Raw genomic sequence first — 16,064 nt, 5'->3', positions numbered from 1 at the left:
GCAAGGCGACGTTGACGCGATTTGAATTTGATTTTCGAAGAGTATTATTCGTAAAAAATCTCAAAAAGCCTACCTTTCGGTAGACTTAGCTTGTTTCTATTCTAATCGGCACTCTTCCAAAATTTTGCTCTGCTATACTTGGCTTTCCTAGTTGGTAAATCTGGTCTGCTTTTTGGGTCATAGCATCCCAAGGTTCTTTGCCAATTCGGCTGACTAGATTGACCTGTCCTTTCAGAGACTTGAGATGTTGCCTGCCTTTTTCAGTAAATCCAAGGACATGAATGGCTTCTGGCAAGACATTTTCTCTAGCCTGCACCAAAATATAGGTCAATAGGCGTCTGACACGCGCCTTGGTGTAACGTTTGGTCGCAACCGCCTCGACCAACTCTTCTACAGACTGGGCTGGTTTAATAGCTTCTTTAATGCGCACAGCCATTTCTTGATTGACCTGATAGATGGTGGTTAGGTCGGGATTTGACAAGATTTGATAGCGGAGCAAGGGAAAATAGTCTTCCCAGATCACCTTACTGGCCTGCTCAAATAGGGCAACAGAAGGCATAAAGCGTTCTAAGAAATCTTGGTCCTTCTGATGTTGACGGAGGGCTGTCGCCGAGGCAAAGTCCACATCTTTATTCACAGAATGGTAACCTGCCCCCTGACGCTGAATCGTATGCAGCTTGATATTTCGTCCTGCAACCGCCTTTGCATAGGCCAGAGCAAGAACATGATTGGGGGTATTACCTGAAAAATCAAGACCAGCAAATTCCTTCCACATAGATTGGGTTTTCTGGGGATAGGAAAGGGAATCAGGCAGATTTTCCACAAATTTCTCCATCTCAGCACCTTTCTCTGTGTATAAGTCAGCGATTTTCTGATAATCTCGAACTTCCTCTGTCCCAAAAACTAGACTATCAATGCCCAAGCGATCCAAGATATCCACAGCTCCTTGACCAAAGAAATCAGCTGCCTGAACACTGACTAAAAAGGGCAATTCCACTACCAAGTCTGCGCCATTTTCCAGCGCCATCTGGGCCCTTGTCCACTTATCCACAATAGCAGGCTCTCCACGCTGCATGAAATTCCCTGACATGGCAACAATTTTCAGTCCCTCTGCCTGATCCAGCAGGTATTTATGGCCATTATGAAAAGGATTGAACTCTGCGATAATACCTGTGATGGTCATGATGTTCTCCTACTTCTGCGCCACAAAAAACCAACGGGTGCTAGTTTCTGTTGGTTCCTTATCCTCAAAGTCTGCATAGAGTTTGAAGGACTTGAAACCAGCCTGTTCCAGCAAGATATCATAGGTCAAGATCTCATAAGTCCTCTCCTCATGTACTTCATCGTGGCGACTAAAAGAACCGTCAGCCTCCTTGATAAAGAAAGTCAGCTCATGCACGATGGAGTGAGGAGCTTCGTCCTCATATGTATCCCAAAGCATGGCAAAATCTTCCGCATTTTCATGGTAGGAATAGCCAGGGAATACTTCATCTGTCTGGTAGGTCGAGTGCACGTCAAAGATGAAAACTCCCTCTTCATTCAGCGCATTGTACACGTCCTTAAAGACGTCCCCTACTTCCACCTCATCCTGCATATAGCAGATAGAGTCCGAATAACACGTGACAAAATCGTATTTCCCTGCCTTGGACAAATTCAGCATATTACCTTCTATAAAAGCAATCTTTTGCTTGGCTGAAGTTGCTCTCTTCTCCGCAATCTTCAACATATCCGCACTCAAGTCAAGTCCAGTCACATCAAAACCAGCCTGAGAGAAGCGCACTGATTGAATTCCTGTCCCACAAGCCAATTCCAAGAGTTTCTTTCTCTCCTTGGTCTTAGGCAAATGACGCAGAGAAAAATCAGTCCATTTGTCGTATAAACTGTCATCCATGACCGCATCATAGACCGCCGCAAAAGTTTCATAAGTTGCCATAATCATGATACCAAGAGCCTACATGGCAAACACCACTCGCCCTCACCTTTCTATCAATTTTCTTCTAAAATAAGCAAAGAAACCCAGTTGACTACAACTGAGTTCATCTTCTACGCCAGAGTTTCAGATAAGTCTACAGAATCCGCCTCATGCCATAGTTTTTCCAGATTATAGTGGGCACGCATTTCTTCTGAGAAGATATGTACAACGACAGCACCGAGGTCTAGCAAGACCCAACCTCCAGCTGCATCGCCTTCGATATGACTGCCTTTAAAGCCTGCTTCCGCTACTTTTTCACGGATATTATCAGCGATAGCGTCCAACTGACGGCTATTCATAGAGCTAGTGATGACAAAGTAGTCCGTCACACTAGTCAAATCTTGTACGTCAAGTGCGAGGATATCCTCCGCACGTTTCTCATCAGCCGCTTTCACGACTAGTTCTAGTAATTCTTTTTCGTTCATTTAATCCTCTTTTTAGAAAATATGTTTGTAATCTAGGACATCTGCAAAGCGCTCCTCCCAAATGTCCTCATAAAATTCATTAATCGTTTCTGCTGGAATGTCATCCCCATCAAAGGTTGTGACAGCACCTTCTGAAACAATAAGCTGATAGCCATATTCAAAGGCAACCTTGACAGAGGTATCCACACAATATTCTGTCTGCATACCACATAAAACTAATTTTTCAATCCCCTGTTTATCCAAGTATTCTTTTAAGCCAGTTTCTTTGAAAATACTGTTATACTTCTTCTGAAAGACCTTTTCAGCAGGTTTTCGATTTAAAAGCGCAGATAACTGCCAATCTTCTGATGTTTGAGCTTCAGAGTTCTCAATATGTTGAACATAGATAATTTCAATATTCTTGCTTCTAGCCTGGTTTTGTAAATAAGAAATTTTTTCCAATAGACTTTTTGTCTGGAACCCAGTTTCTACTAAAACATTCTGAACATCAATGATTATAAAAGCCATCTTCATTTAGTTCTCTTTCAAATAGTGCACAAAGGCGTTATAGGTTTCAAGGGTTTGGGGATAGATGGGGAATCCCTGATGAGCTAGATACTCCACGGTACGAGCTGTTTCGTAGGCCACCGCCTTATTGAGCGATAGACTTGCAATCTCACGCGCCACATCTACTCCAGGAAAGGCTCGATTGTGCTCGATATAGTCTGCGACGTAGATGACCTTATCTAGGTCTGTCATTTGACCAGCTCCGACTGTATGAATTTCAATGGCTCGCAGAATTTCAGAATCATGCAAATCCAAATCTTCCTGAATTTTGTAAATTCCGACCATACCATGCCAGACATTATTGCCCCAGTTTTTGAGGTCAGGGTCTAGCTGGTAACGGTCAATCAAGGCTAGAAATTCCTGATCTGACAACTTTTTAGCATAGTCATGAAGAAGACCTGCTAGACTTGCTTTCTCAACATCTACACCAAAGCGCTGAGCTAATTCCATAGCGGCACGCTCCACACCCAAGCAATGGGTTAAGCGTTTTTCAGGTAGAAACTCTACCATTTTTTCCAACAAGGCCTCACGGGAGCAGTTGATATAGTCTTGATAGGACATCAGTAGAGCCCCTCCTTCTCGATGTAGTCTAGCACTGGCTGAGGTAGGAGAAAGTTGGGTTTCCGACCTTGGGCAAGGAAGTCCCGCACCATGCTGGACGAGATATCCATGAGCGGTACGTCCACCCAGATAACTGGATAGGAAGTCCCTACCTTGTAGCGTGGACGCTGAACCCCCACAAACTGAACCATGTCAACCAGTTCATCAATTCGGTACCACTTAGGCAGATAGTCAACCATGTCGGCACCGATGATAAAGTAATAATCCGTATCTGGATTCTTCTCTGTCAAAATCTTCATGGTGTCGTAGGTGTAGGAAATACCCTTGCGCTCCAACTCAATGGTTTCAATGACTAGGCCGTCAATTCCCTCAATTGCCAACTCAAGCATCTTGAGACGATGGTGTTCAGGGATGGTTTCCTTTTTATCAACGTGAGGAGGTTGGTATTCAGGCATGAGAAGAACTTGATCCAGTCCCAACTGTTGCCGTACTTGATCCGCAACAATGAGATGGGCATTGTGAACAGGGTTAAAATTCCCCCCTAAAATCCCAACTTGTTTGCGTTTTTTCTCCTTGATTTCTGGCTCCAACTCTACCTTGGTAAAGGGAGTCAATAGTTCGATTGTCATAGGCTAGTCCCCTTTATTTCTCTATAAAAACAGTTATTTGGAGTTTCGGTCTTAGATTTCTTTGACTTTCTTAGAAATCTTGCGATTTTCTTTCTTGCTAGATTGTTTAAACAAAATCAAGATGCGTCCGATTTTTTGGACTGTATCCACACCGATTTCTTCTTCCAAAATTTCAGCTACTTCGTGGATATTTTCATCTGTATTTTGCAAGAGCGTTACTTTAATCAATTCGCGTGCATCAAGTGCTTGACGAACGCTGGTTTTGATTTGGTCGTTGAGACCATTTTTTCCAATTTGGATGATGGGTTTGAGGGTGTGTGCCTGACTGTTGAGGAAGGCACGTTGTTTTGATGTTAATGACATAATTTCTTAAAAGAGTTTCTTTTTATACTTTTCTAAAGTGGTGGCGGACGTTAGCAAAGTCCTTCGGGCTTTCATGACTAAAATTTGAGCCTATGGTCTCAAATTTCCCGCAGTTGGTACAATCACTTGTACCAACTGACACCACGGCGAAAAGTATTCTCTACGGGCTCGCAACGCTCGCCTTAATAAAGACAACCCTTTCCTTTCTGTGTTTAAATAATTGCTTTTCGTATGACGACTGCGACGCCTTCTGGTGCCCAGACGGCGACTTTGGCAGTGCCTGTTACGCGGATCCAGCCGAGTCCTGAGATGACTAGGTCAGTTTTGTCCTTGATATTAAAGACATGTTGGACCAATTTTGGAAAATCTTCTTTTTCCTTGCTATTTGGTGGGGTTAAAAGGGTTCCAAGATGCTTGTCGTAAAAGGCACTAGCACCTTCAAGCTTAGTACGGTGGAGTTTCAATTCATTGTCAAAGAAGGCTGTGAATCCTTGCTTTTCACCCGCAATGAAATCAAAGCGTCCGAGACCACCTAAAAACAGGGTTTGTTCAGGATTGAGCTGATAGGTTTTAGGCTTGATTTCCTTTTTAGGACTAACATACTTGAGGTTTTTAGCCGTCAAATAGTGAGCCATCTGGTGACGGTGGATAATCCCCGGCGTATCGTAGATATAAGATCCGTCGTCAAGCGGAATCTCGATCTTGTCCAAGGTTGTTCCTGGGAAGCGCGAAGTCGTAATGACATTCTGGTCACCCGTGATTTCTTGGATAATAGCATTGATTAGGGTTGATTTTCCAACGTTAGTTACCCCAACGACATAGACATCACGGCCCTTACGGTAGTGTTCAATCTTGTCAATGACTTCCTTAATGGCATGCTTGTTTTGGGCTGAAGTTAGGACGACATCAACTGGACGGAGACCTTCTTCGTGGGCACGTTCCATGAGCCACTGGCTAATCTTGCCTGGTTTAACAGACTTGGGCAAGATATCTTTTTTATTTCCAACCAGGAGGACATCATTGCCCGAGACAAAACGTGGCAAGCCTGGGATGACAGAGCCATTAAAGTCAAAGATATCAACGACATTAACCACCAGGGCATCACTGTCTCCTACCTCGTGCAAGAGTTTTAGGAAATCATCGTCTGTCAATTGAACATCCGTGATTTCATTGTAGTGGCGGAGACGGAAACAGCGTTGGCAATAGATTTCGCCAGTCTCCAATCCTTTTTCAAGTGCCGACTGAGGGGTAAAACCCAGACCAGCCTTATCTGTCGTCTGAATGGTTGCTCCACAACCAATACAGAGAATTTCTTCCATAGTTAAATTCCTTTTTTATATGTAATCGGTCCGTACATTTCAGTGATTTTTCGCATCACACGACGCTCACGAGCTCGGTTAATCTGCGTTTTAATCGAGTCATGTTGGACCAAGGGTTTGACTAAAATCGAGCGAATGCCTGCACGGTGGGCTGCTCGTATATCTGTCATGAGCTGGTCGCCAACCATGACCACTTCGCTTTTCTCATAGTGAAATTCCTTCATGGCACGGTCAATCCCAAATGTGAAGGGCTTTAGAGCCCAATAAACGTAGTCAATCTCAAACTTCTCAACTGCTCGTTGGACGCGTTTTTTGGTGTTATTTGACACTACGATAATGCGAATGCCCGCGTCCCGAAGGTCATGTAGCCATTGCTTCATCTCTGGTGTCCCGTCAGGGTTGTTCCAAGCAATAAGGGTATTGTCCAAATCGACCAAAACAGCCTTGATTCCCTGCGCCTGCAGGCTTGGGACTGTCAGATCATAGACTGCTTCCACAGCAAAATCTGGCATGTAGTTTTCAATCGCCATTCTGGCTCCTTTTCTTAACTTTTTTTCGCAATTTTCCTTAGTAACAAGGATAAAACAATCCATAACCCTGCACTAGCTATACTGATGTAGAGCCAAGCATGGGGCTCATCTGTTAGAGGTAGGGGAACATTCATTCCGAAAAAGCCTGTCACGACTGCCAAAACAGCTAGCAAGACTGAAATGATAGTCAAGGTTGTCAAATTATCATTCAGATTATTGTTTAGAATATTGTTGTAAGAGGCTGAAAGTTGCTGTAAAATCTGAGAGATTAGGTCTGTCATGGATACCAGCTGATGAGCCTCAATCATGGCATCATCAAACTGTTCTCTCTCAATCTCATCAAAACTACGATACAAGGCATGACCTTGAATATGCTCCAACAAAATCCGATTTTGTTTAGCAGCCGCAGTAAGATAAACCATACCCGTCTCCAAGTCGGAAAGGGCAAAAAGATTTTTCTTAGTTGTTCGCTGACGCAAGAGACCATTGACCTCGTCCTTACTCTTATCCATCTGCTCGATGACAGGGTAGTAGGCATTGCTGATGATTTCCAGACTGGCAAAGAGAAACTTGTAGATCGAAAGCGTGTCATGACTCTCCAGATAACGGGTCATTTGTTCAATGACATAGGCGTTCTTGGTATTACTAATGGTAATCAGGCGACGATGCTCCACGATAAAGGTCATGGGAAAAGTCTCATAGTAGGCCTTGTCCTTTTTCACATCTAGGACATTATAGATAAAGGTAACCGTCCCACTTTCACGGTGGTAGTCCATGTGGGCACGCTCATTCCTATCCAGTGCGTACTCAATGGTTTCCTTGTCCAAGCCGTAGATTTCAGAAAGGTCTTCTAGTTTATTCAACTTTCCGAGGTCTAGGTTTATCCAGGTACAACCATTGCCCAACTGCTTTTCTAAAACCATCTTTTCTCCTTTATTAAACTCCCTCTATTGTACCACAAATTACTTAAAATAACAGGTCTAGTCCGTGCGTGAGAAATTGCTAACAACCGTGATATTTCGGTTCGGAACAAAGTGAAGAGCTTGCTCCTCGCTACGAAGCTGTGTCGTACGAATTCCCACACTGACAACCTTACCCGATACAGTAATGGGGCCGTTGGTCAGAACAACCTCATCTCCCACATCCAGTTGACGTTCAAAAAGGATGAAAAAGCCATTGATGACATCAGACAGAAAACCTTGGGCTCCCATCCCAATCGCCACCCCAGCGATTCCAGCCCCAGCCAGCAAGCTAGATACAGGTAAGCCTAAAATCGATAAAATACAGTAGAGTAAAAAGAAATATGACGTATAATTAAACACATTTTCTAACAAACGTGAGATGGTTTTCTGGCGCCCGACATCATGATGAGACATTTTTAGAGAAGGTTTGGCAATTCTCTGCACCATGGTATGAAGCATTTTTTTAGCAATATAAAATACAATCAAAAGCAGTAAAAGAGAAATGACCTTGGTTAGAATATTTTCGATAATGGTTGTCACATCTAGCTTTTCAATATAAGCTTGAATAAATTTTTGCATATAAAACTCCTTTATTTCATTATACCATATTTTCATCAGTCTCATTATCCATAAATATTCAAAAAATAGACAGAAAATTCTTGATTTTGTCTATCGTTTATACTATAATCATAATCACTACACAGAAAGGAGATTATTATGAAAAGAATCATTCATGCTTGGAACAAGGCAAGCCTTGTCAAGCGTATCTTGATTGGTATGCTTTGTGGGGGAATTCTAGGACTGACCCTTCCTAATCTCTCAGGAATTGGGCTACTCGGGGATTTATTCGTTGGAGGTCTAAAAGCTGTTGCTCCTATCCTAGTCTTTGCTCTCGTTGCTAATGCCCTTTCCCAACATCAAAAGGGACAAGATAGCAATATGAAAACTGTTGTTTTCTTGTATATCCTAGGAACTTTTGCCGCTGCTCTTGTAGCTGTACTAGCAAGTTTCATCGTCCCTATTGAAATCACCCTAAATAGTGCTAATACCGATATTGCTCCACCAGATGGGATTGGACAGGTCCTCAGCAACCTCTTGCTCAAACTGGTTGACAATCCAGTCAACGCCCTGCTTACTGCTAACTATATTGGAATCTTATCTTGGGCAGTCATTTTTGGAATTGCTATGAGAGAGGCCAGCAAAAATAGTAAAGAATTACTAAAAACTATCGCTGACGTGACTTCTAAAATTGTCGAATGGATCATCAATCTGGCTCCATTTGGAATCCTTGGTCTTGTTTTTAAAACCATTTCTGACAAGGGAATCGGAAGCCTTGCCAACTACGGTATTTTATTGGTTCTATTAGTAACGACTATGCTTTTTGTTGCCCTTGTGGTCAACCCTTTGATTGCCTTCTTCTTTATGAGACGCAACCCTTACCCTCTAGTTTGGAACTGCCTCCGTGTCAGCGGTGTGACAGCCTTCTTCACTCGTAGTTCTGCGGCTAACATTCCTGTCAACATGAAACTCTGCCATGACCTTGGACTCAACCCAGATACCTATTCTGTTTCTATCCCACTTGGCTCTACTATCAACATGGCTGGAGCAGCGATTACCATTAACGTTTTGACCCTTGCTGCGGTAAACACTCTTGGAATCCCTGTTGACTTTGCCACAGCCTTTGTCCTCAGTGTGGTAGCAGCTATCTCAGCCTGCGGTGCTTCTGGTATTGCGGGAGGTTCCCTCCTTCTTATCCCAGTTGCTTGTAGCCTTTTCGGTATTTCTAACGATATTGCCATGCAAGTTGTTGGGGTTGGATTTGTGATTGGGGTCATCCAAGACTCATGTGAAACAGCCCTTAACTCTTCTACAGACGTCCTCTTTACTGCCGTTGCCGAATACACAGCAGCCCGTAAAAAATAACTCATAAAGGCAAGCCTGCTCAGGTCTTGTCTTTTACGCTTTTATTCTAACTTATTAGGAAACTCTTATGTCTATTAGCCAACGTACGACCAAGCTCATCTTAGCTACCTGTCTTGCCTGTTTTCTTGCTTATTTTCTCAATATTTCCTCAGCAATTTCGGCTGGAATTATCGCTCTCTTGAGCCTATCTGATACGCGTAGAAGTACTTTAAAACTGGCTCGCAATCGCCTCTTTTCCATGCTCCTAGCTCTGGCTATCGGTGTTCTAGCTTTTCACTTGAGCGGATTTCATATCTGGAGCCTTGGTCTCTATCTTGCCTTCTATGTGCCTCTAGCTTACAAGATGGGCTGGGAAATTGGCATCACACCAAGCACTGTTTTGGTTAGCCATCTCTTGGTACAAGAGTCAACCTCTCCAGACCTTCTAGTCAATGAATTCTTTCTCTTTGCTATCGGTACAGGATTTGCTTTACTGGTCAATCTCTACATGCCTTCACGAGAAGAGGAAATTCATCACTACCACACATTGGTAGAAGAAAAGTTAAAAGACATCCTCCTACGCTTCAAATATTATTTATCCAGAGGGGATGGACGCAACCGAGCACAGCTGGTGGAAGAATTGGACACCCTTTTGGAAGAAGCCCTCAGACTGGTCTATTTGGATCACTCAGACCACCTCTTTCACCAGACTGATTACCATATTCACTACTTTGAGATGAGACAGCTACAAAGTCGTATCCTGCGAAATATGGCCCAGCAAATCAATACCTGTCACCTAGCTGCCAGTGAGAGCCTGATTTTGGCTCAACTCTTTTCAAAAATTGCAGGTCAACTGAGCCAGACCAATCCTGCTTCTGATTTGCTAGATGAAATCGAACGCTATCTGGAAGTCTTCCGAAACCGCAGTCTGCCCAAGACAAGAGAAGAATTTGAAACCCGCGCTACCCTTCTTCAACTCCTACGTGAAGCCAAAACCTTCATCCAAGTAAAAGTTGATTTTTACAAAAATATGGACAGTAAAAAAGAAAACCACTAAAAAACAGAACTTGCCAGCATTCTTGAAAAGTAGTATAATTATTGCATGCGCAATCATCTTGTGACGCAGAGACTGCCCGTTAATGGACTTTCTTCTATTTATGACTCTAAAAAGAAAGGAGACACTATGACCTATTTGGAAAAATGGTTTGACTTCAATCGGCGTCAGAAAGAAATTGAAAGTCTCCTGGAAGAGACCATTGCCCAACAGAGCGAGCAAAGTCTGACCTTGAAAGAGTTCTACCTGCTCTACTATCTGGACTTGGCCCAAGAAAAATCTCTACGCCAGATTGACCTGCCAGATAAGCTTCATCTGAGCCCGAGCGCAGTTTCTAGGATGGTGGCTCGCTTGGAAGCTAAAAATTGCGGTCTACTCAGTCGCATGTGCTGCCATCAAGATAGACGCTCTAGTTTTATCTGCCTGACAAATGATGGGCAAAAGACACTGGCCTCGCTACAAAAGGCTGTCGAAGAAAGCTTGGAAGCAGGTTTGGATTTCTTGATTTAAGATGATTTTAGAAAAAAGTTGCGTGCGCAATCATTTTTATTGACATTCTCTTTTACAAGGAGTAAAATAAAGTCAAGATTAAACAAAGGAGTTTTATATGATTGAAATTACTTATCTAGACGCCAGTAAGAACGAAAGAACTGTGACTTTCGAATCCTATGAAGATTTTGATCGTTCGCAACAAGCTTGCATTATCGGCGTCGCAGACTACTACCCTGTCCAAAAATTGACTTATAAGGATCATGATTTGGACTACCATGGGACTTATGGAGATATCTTCTTCTATCTCAAGAAACAAGATTTAAGCCAATATAACTAAAAAAGGAGAAATACAATGGCAAAAGCAATTACAGATGCAACATTCGAACAAGAAACAAAAGACGGTTTGGTCTTAGTAGACTTCTGGGCAACTTGGTGTGGTCCATGTCGTATGCAAGGTCCAATCTTGGACAAATTGTCTGAAGAACTTTCAGAAGATGTCTTGAAAATCGTTAAAATGGACGTTGATGAAAATCCAAACACAGCTCGTGCTTTTGGAATCATGTCTATTCCAACTCTTCTCTTCAAAAAAGACGGCCAAGTTGTCAAACAAGTTGCTGGTGTTCACACAGCAGAACAAATCAAGGCCATCGTTGCTGAATTGAGCTAATCAAACGAGAGACCAAGTACTTTCTTTGGTCTCTTTTTTCTTGCCCTTTGCCATTTTTCAAAAAATATGCTAGACTGTAAGTAGAATATTACGATGTTTGGGACATGCCATCGCTAAAAAAAACCTTGACTTGGTATTTTTTAGCTCCCTCAAGGGAGCTTTTTGCGTGCTCTGAACATTTCCCATTTTGGAAGGAGTACTATGAAACGTCAATCAGCCTTGGTCGTCTTTAGTGGCGGTCAAGATTCCACAACCTGCCTTTTCTGGGCTAAAGAACACTATGAAACGGTCGAAGCCGTTACCTTTGCCTATGGCCAACGCCACCATCTCGAAATTCAAGTTGCCAGAGAAATCGCTACGGAACAGGGCATTCGTCATCACATCCTAGATATGTCTCTGCTGGGGCAAATCACTGAAAATGCGCTGACCTCTGATATGGAGATTGAGCAAAAAGAGGGAGAAGTTCCCAATACCTTCGTTGACGGTCGAAACCACCTCTTTCTATCCTTTGCGGCAGTCCTTGCCAAGCAACGAGGCATTAAAGATATCGTGACAGGTGTCTGCGAGACAGACTTCTCAGGCTACCCCGATTGTCGAGATGTCTTTGTCAAATCCCTTAATGTTACCCTCAACCTTGCCATGGATTACGACTTCGTTATCCAAACACCTCTTATGTGGCTAGACAAGGCTGAAACTTGGGAGCTAGCCGACCAACTCGGTGCCTTTGACTATGTTCGTGAAAAGACCTTAACCTGCTACAACGGAATTATCGGGAGCGGCTGTGAAGATTGCCCCGCCTGCCACCTACGTCAACATGGGTTAGATGTTTATCTCTCACAGAAAGGAGAAGCCTAATGTTTTTTGCACCCAAAGAAATCAAACAGGAAACTGGGGAGTCTCTTGTCTACAATCCTTATCGGACTCTAGTCTCCAAAGAATTTACCTTTGATGCTGCTCACCACCTCTTTCACTATGAGGGAAAATGCAAATCCCTGCACGGCCACACCTATCATCTGCAGATTGCTGTCAGTGGATTTTTAGATGAACGTGGTATGACCTACGATTTCGGAGACATCAAAGCGACCTACAAGAACTACTTAGAGCCCCACTTGGATCATCGCTATCTCAATGAAACTCTTCCCTATATGAACACGACTGCTGAAAATATGGTTTACTGGATTTTCCAAACCATGAATCAAGAGTTGCCAAACGAGCGCGGTCTCCGTTTGGAATACGTTCGTCTCTATGAGACTCCGACTGCCTTTGCAGAGTTTAGACGGGAGTGGTTAGATGACTAGGGAACGTGTCCTCAAACTACCAGTTCTAGAAATTTTTGGCCCAACCTTTCAAGGCGAAGGCCGTGCAATCGGGCAGAAAACCATGTTTGTCCGCACTGCTGGTTGCGACTACCACTGCGACTGGTGCGATTCTGCCTTTACTTGGGATGGCTCTGAAAAGCCAACTCGTATGACAGCTGACGAGGTCATTGCTGCCTTGGATAAATTGGGGAGCTACGACTATGTAACCCTATCTGGGGGAAATCCTGCTATCCTAGCAGCCAACATGGCCGAATTGGTCACCAAACTCAAGGAACGTGGTGTTACTCTGGCTGTTGAAACTCAAGGCTCTCGCTGGCAAAATTGGTTAAAAGACATCGACCAGGTTACTCTCAGTCCCAAACCTCCTTCATCCAAGATGGAAGTCAACTTTGAGACCTTGGACTTTATCGTTTCCCAACTTGATCCAGACAGGGTCACCTTTAAAATCCCTGTCTTTGATGATGCCGATTTGGCCTTTGCCAAAGGGATTCAAGAACGCTACCAACCAGATGTTCTCTTCTTATCAGCAGGAAATCCTGAGCCCAAGGCTACGGGTAATATTGTCCAAGACCAACTGGACCGCCTCAAAGAACTCTGGGAACGTGTCGCTGCTGACGACAGCTGGGGCAATGTCCGCGTCCTCCCTCAACTGCATACCCTCCTCTACGATAATCAACGTGGTGTTTAAGATTAGAAAGAAAAAATCATGTCACAACAAGAAGAAATGAAAAACCTAAGCCTACTAGGCAACAAAGAAACCAACTACATTTTCGAATATCAACCAGAAGTCCTCGAATCCTTTGACAATCGTCATGTGGAAAATGACTATTTTATCAAATTTAACTGTCCTGAATTTACCTCACTTTGCCCGATCACTGCTCAACCAGACTTTGCGACCATTTATATTTCCTACATCCCTGACAAGCTCTGTGTTGAGTCAAAATCCCTCAAACTCTACCTCTTTAGCTACCGAAACCACGGAGATTTCCACGAAAACTGTATCAACACCATCGGGAAAGACTTGGTCAACTTGCTAGACCCTCGCTATTTGGAGGTTTGGGGAAAATTCACTCCGCGCGGTGGCATTTCAATCGACCCCTACTACAACTACGGTAAGCCTGGAACTAAGTATGAAGGCTTGGCAGAACAACGCCTCTTCCAACACGACCTTTATCCAGAGAAAATTGACAATCGTTAAACTCATACTCAATGAAAATCAAAAATCAAACTAGGAAGCTAGCCGCAAGTTGCTCAAATCACTGCTTTGAGGTTGCAGATGGAAGCTGACGTGGTTTGAAGAGATTTTCGAAGAGTATCATACGAAAAAGCCCTGTTCCTCTAGATGAGGAGCAAGGCTTTTTGTTTTTCAATTATTCTTCTGTTCCAAGGAAGTTTTTTGCAACGAGGGCTGCAAGAACCCCACCAACGATTGGTGCAAGGATGAAAATCCAAACTTGTTGAAGGGCTGCGCCACCTACCAAAACAGCTGGTGCCAAGCTACGAGCTGGATTTACTGAAAGCCCAGTAATGTTCAATCCGACAAGAATCATCGCCATCAAGGACAAACCGATTACCAAACCAGCAATCGCGCCATTTCCCTTGCTTGCTGAAGTCACAGTCATGATAACCAAGACAAACAAGAAAGTTGCGATGACTTCAAACAAGAAACCACCAAAGACAGTGACACCGTTTGCCAAGGCATTTTCACCAAGACTAGCAGTTGACATACCTGAGTTAGCCAAGAGGAAGAAGACAGAAGCAGATGCTAAGAAAGCTCCAACTACTTGTCCAAGGATGTAGTTGACAAGCTCTGAAGATGACAAACGTTTGTTAACAAACATAGCAATCGAAACAGCTGGATTCAAGTGAGCACCTGAAACAGTTCCGATTGAGTAGGCTGCAACTACGATTGCCAGACCAAAGGCAACGGCAATCCCTAGGTGACCAAGACCTTCAACACCATTTCCAAAAACAACAGCTCCTGTCCCGACGAATACAAGCATGAACGTACCGATTAACTCAGCAACAAATTTTTTCATTTTCTTTCTCCTTTTTTCAAAAACTAGATACTAGTCTATCAAAAGTAGGAAAGGGTTTCAAGAAAATTGATTGGAAATTTTTTGAAAATCATAGAACTACTAGCAATACCTAATATTGAAAAGATTGAATAGCTTCTTTCAAGTCATCTTGTAAACTATTTCTCTGGTCAAGTTGGACATAGACTTCCAACAGACAGGATCTGAAGTTGGAAAATTTATAAAAATCTTCCCTTTCTTCTATCGGAAAGTCAACAGCTTTTATCCAAGAAGCTACTTGCTCTTGCGCTAACTTCCCTTGTAAAATAGGTTCATAGATCACTCTTGCTAAACGCCAATCCTCATCATCTGTAAAGCGAATCGAAACTCTTTTAAATAGTTGGCCAAGTATATCAAATACTTCATGAACTCTGTTTTTAGGAAAGTTGGGATGACAAACCACCTCTGTCAGTAAATCGGCTCCATGTGCAAAAGTATGAACCCAACCATACTGACTTGAAAAACCCGTTGTATCCTTTTCTTTTGAAAGATAATACAAACCTTGATTTAAAAGGACATTACGAATTCCTGCATTTAATTCCTGATAAAAAATCGATTGCTGGTTGGCATCTGCAGACAAGAGATTTGCATAAATAAGCGCCCTAAAAGAACGTTCAAGGGTTGACAGGCCTACCTTATCAATATCTTTATCTAACCCTCCATCAGATGAAATCCCTTCAGCAATGAAATGAAATTGTTCCTGTGTAAATAGCTCTTCCTGAATCCCTCTAGCAAAGCTTGTAAAAACAAGGTCATCACGAATTTCTGGAGAAGGATCTCCCAAATGATCAAGTAGCCACTGGATTTCTTCCTGGTTATAACTTGGTTTTTCTTCTGCTATTTTTCTAAGTAACTTTTGATACATGGTCAATACCTCTACATTTCTAGCAACTGTTCAAAAAGCTGTCCTTAAATGACTTTAGCAATTTGTAAAATTAAGTTAAAGAGAAAAAGACATTTATATTCAGAGAAACAGCACATTTCTGAAAGGATACATAAATGATTTATTCCATATTACCACAAATGAACTTGTAATGATAGAACTTTATCACAAAAATCACATTTCTGTCTCAAAAATTGCGAAAAACTAGTTATATAGTCATTTAGTTTTAAAAAAGCGTTCCAAACATTCAAAAATAGTTGGGACTTCCCTTAATAAATCTGTTACTTTCTTTTTCAAGATAGCCCAAGCTTGCTCAATAGGATTCAAATCTGGTGAATAAGGCGGTAGAGGTAAGAAAAAGTGTT

Annotated in this window: 23 protein-coding genes; 9 read left to right on the top strand and 14 right to left on the bottom strand. The window is 42.7% G+C overall.

The genetic code is table 11. The features are described 5' to 3' along the window. Positions 1-85: 85 nt before the first annotated feature. From HT703_RS06610 to HT703_RS06560, 11 genes are all read right to left on the bottom strand, one after another. A complete protein-coding gene (locus tag HT703_RS06610; RefSeq protein ID WP_000156344.1) occupies positions 86-1,183 on the bottom strand; it encodes a nucleotidyltransferase in 1,098 nt (365 codons plus the stop codon). Positions 1,184-1,192: 9 nt separating this feature from the next. Further along, complete coding sequence (locus HT703_RS06605) at positions 1,193-1,933, bottom strand: class I SAM-dependent methyltransferase (RefSeq protein ID WP_031233756.1); 741 nt, start codon at positions 1,931-1,933, stop codon at positions 1,193-1,195. A gap of 110 nt (positions 1,934-2,043) precedes the next feature. After that, positions 2,044-2,397 carry a ribosome silencing factor gene (gene rsfS, locus HT703_RS06600; protein WP_023933751.1) on the bottom strand — a complete coding sequence of 118 codons (354 nt, stop codon included), beginning with the start codon at positions 2,395-2,397 and terminating at the stop codon, positions 2,044-2,046. Positions 2,398-2,409: 12 nt separating this feature from the next. Then, the gene (locus HT703_RS06595) at positions 2,410-2,910 is read right to left on the bottom strand and encodes a cysteine hydrolase family protein (protein ID WP_172929987.1); all 501 of its coding nucleotides are present in this window, start codon (positions 2,908-2,910) and stop codon (positions 2,410-2,412) included. After that, a complete protein-coding gene (yqeK, locus tag HT703_RS06590; protein ID WP_023937237.1) occupies positions 2,911-3,504 on the bottom strand; it encodes a bis(5'-nucleosyl)-tetraphosphatase (symmetrical) YqeK in 594 nt (197 codons plus the stop codon). It abuts the gene before it with no gap. Beyond that, positions 3,504-4,133, bottom strand: coding sequence for a nicotinate-nucleotide adenylyltransferase (locus tag HT703_RS06585; protein ID WP_000151313.1), 630 nt, complete (start codon positions 4,131-4,133; stop codon positions 3,504-3,506). Before HT703_RS06585 ends, yqeK begins: the two co-directional genes overlap by 1 nt. 51 nt (positions 4,134-4,184) lie before the next feature. After that, positions 4,185-4,496 carry a ribosome assembly RNA-binding protein YhbY gene (yhbY, locus tag HT703_RS06580; protein WP_000060169.1) on the bottom strand — a complete coding sequence of 104 codons (312 nt, stop codon included), beginning with the start codon at positions 4,494-4,496 and terminating at the stop codon, positions 4,185-4,187. 212 nt (positions 4,497-4,708) lie between these two features. Continuing rightward, complete coding sequence (gene yqeH, locus HT703_RS06575; RefSeq protein WP_000391176.1) at positions 4,709-5,815, bottom strand: ribosome biogenesis GTPase YqeH; 1,107 nt, start codon at positions 5,813-5,815, stop codon at positions 4,709-4,711. 2 nt (positions 5,816-5,817) lie between these two features. Further along, a complete protein-coding gene (locus HT703_RS06570) occupies positions 5,818-6,345 on the bottom strand; it encodes a YqeG family HAD IIIA-type phosphatase (RefSeq protein WP_000963739.1) in 528 nt (175 codons plus the stop codon). Positions 6,346-6,359: 14 nt separating this feature from the next. Next, the gene (locus HT703_RS06565) at positions 6,360-7,268 is read right to left on the bottom strand and encodes a magnesium transporter CorA family protein (RefSeq protein ID WP_023937239.1); all 909 of its coding nucleotides are present in this window, start codon (positions 7,266-7,268) and stop codon (positions 6,360-6,362) included. A gap of 57 nt (positions 7,269-7,325) precedes the next feature. Continuing rightward, on the bottom strand, positions 7,326-7,886 hold the full coding sequence (locus HT703_RS06560) for a mechanosensitive ion channel domain-containing protein (protein WP_001168882.1): 561 nt from the start codon (positions 7,884-7,886) through the stop codon (positions 7,326-7,328). A 138-nt stretch (positions 7,887-8,024) separates the two neighbouring features. Here HT703_RS06560 and sstT point away from each other — a divergent pair, with 138 nt between their 5' ends. The 9 genes from sstT to queF all read left to right on the top strand — a co-directional run bounded on the left by sstT (position 8,025) and on the right by queF (position 13,939). Further along, positions 8,025-9,230, top strand: a complete 1,206-nt coding sequence (gene sstT, locus HT703_RS06555) for a serine/threonine transporter SstT (protein WP_023937241.1) — start codon at positions 8,025-8,027, stop codon at positions 9,228-9,230. A gap of 67 nt (positions 9,231-9,297) precedes the next feature. Further along, complete coding sequence (locus tag HT703_RS06550; RefSeq protein WP_054392758.1) at positions 9,298-10,266, top strand: aromatic acid exporter family protein; 969 nt, start codon at positions 9,298-9,300, stop codon at positions 10,264-10,266. Positions 10,267-10,392: 126 nt separating this feature from the next. Then, positions 10,393-10,773 carry a MarR family transcriptional regulator gene (locus HT703_RS06545; protein WP_000221629.1) on the top strand — a complete coding sequence of 127 codons (381 nt, stop codon included), beginning with the start codon at positions 10,393-10,395 and terminating at the stop codon, positions 10,771-10,773. Between the two features lie 97 nt (positions 10,774-10,870). Beyond that, positions 10,871-11,092: a DUF4649 family protein gene (locus tag HT703_RS06540; protein ID WP_000570252.1), complete on the top strand. Its 222-nt coding sequence runs from the start codon at positions 10,871-10,873 to the stop codon at positions 11,090-11,092. Positions 11,093-11,107: 15 nt separating this feature from the next. Beyond that, on the top strand, positions 11,108-11,422 hold the full coding sequence (gene trxA, locus HT703_RS06535) for a thioredoxin (protein ID WP_001029581.1): 315 nt from the start codon (positions 11,108-11,110) through the stop codon (positions 11,420-11,422). A 201-nt stretch (positions 11,423-11,623) separates the two neighbouring features. Then, entirely contained in the window at positions 11,624-12,277 is a 654-nt protein-coding gene (queC, locus tag HT703_RS06530; protein ID WP_000828776.1) for a 7-cyano-7-deazaguanine synthase QueC, read from the top strand. After that, positions 12,277-12,720 carry a 6-carboxytetrahydropterin synthase QueD gene (gene queD, locus HT703_RS06525; RefSeq protein ID WP_000464585.1) on the top strand — a complete coding sequence of 148 codons (444 nt, stop codon included), beginning with the start codon at positions 12,277-12,279 and terminating at the stop codon, positions 12,718-12,720. Before queC ends, queD begins: the two co-directional genes overlap by 1 nt. Beyond that, a complete protein-coding gene (gene queE, locus HT703_RS06520; protein ID WP_000196466.1) occupies positions 12,713-13,429 on the top strand; it encodes a 7-carboxy-7-deazaguanine synthase QueE in 717 nt (238 codons plus the stop codon). The genes queD and queE overlap by 8 nt, the downstream gene beginning before the upstream one ends. An 18-nt stretch (positions 13,430-13,447) precedes the next feature. Next, positions 13,448-13,939, top strand: a complete 492-nt coding sequence (gene queF / locus HT703_RS06515; RefSeq protein WP_000082587.1) for a preQ(1) synthase — start codon at positions 13,448-13,450, stop codon at positions 13,937-13,939. Between the two features lie 172 nt (positions 13,940-14,111). Here the strand turns inward: queF and HT703_RS06510 are convergent, their stop codons facing one another. The 3 genes from HT703_RS06510 to HT703_RS06500 all read right to left on the bottom strand — a co-directional run. After that, a complete protein-coding gene (locus HT703_RS06510) occupies positions 14,112-14,780 on the bottom strand; it encodes an aquaporin (RefSeq protein ID WP_119920133.1) in 669 nt (222 codons plus the stop codon). A 109-nt stretch (positions 14,781-14,889) separates the two neighbouring features. Continuing rightward, positions 14,890-15,681, bottom strand: coding sequence for a DUF2785 domain-containing protein (locus HT703_RS06505; RefSeq protein WP_023933745.1), 792 nt, complete (start codon positions 15,679-15,681; stop codon positions 14,890-14,892). 234 nt (positions 15,682-15,915) lie between these two features. After that, the coding region (locus HT703_RS06500) for a transposase (protein ID WP_171039705.1) at positions 15,916-16,064 on the bottom strand (149 nt) is incomplete at its 5' end.

This window comes from Streptococcus sp. 3874, from assembly GCF_013276425.1.
Lineage (GTDB): Bacteria > Bacillota > Bacilli > Lactobacillales > Streptococcaceae > Streptococcus > Streptococcus pseudopneumoniae.
This window is presented reverse-complemented; position numbering and strand designations above follow the sequence as displayed.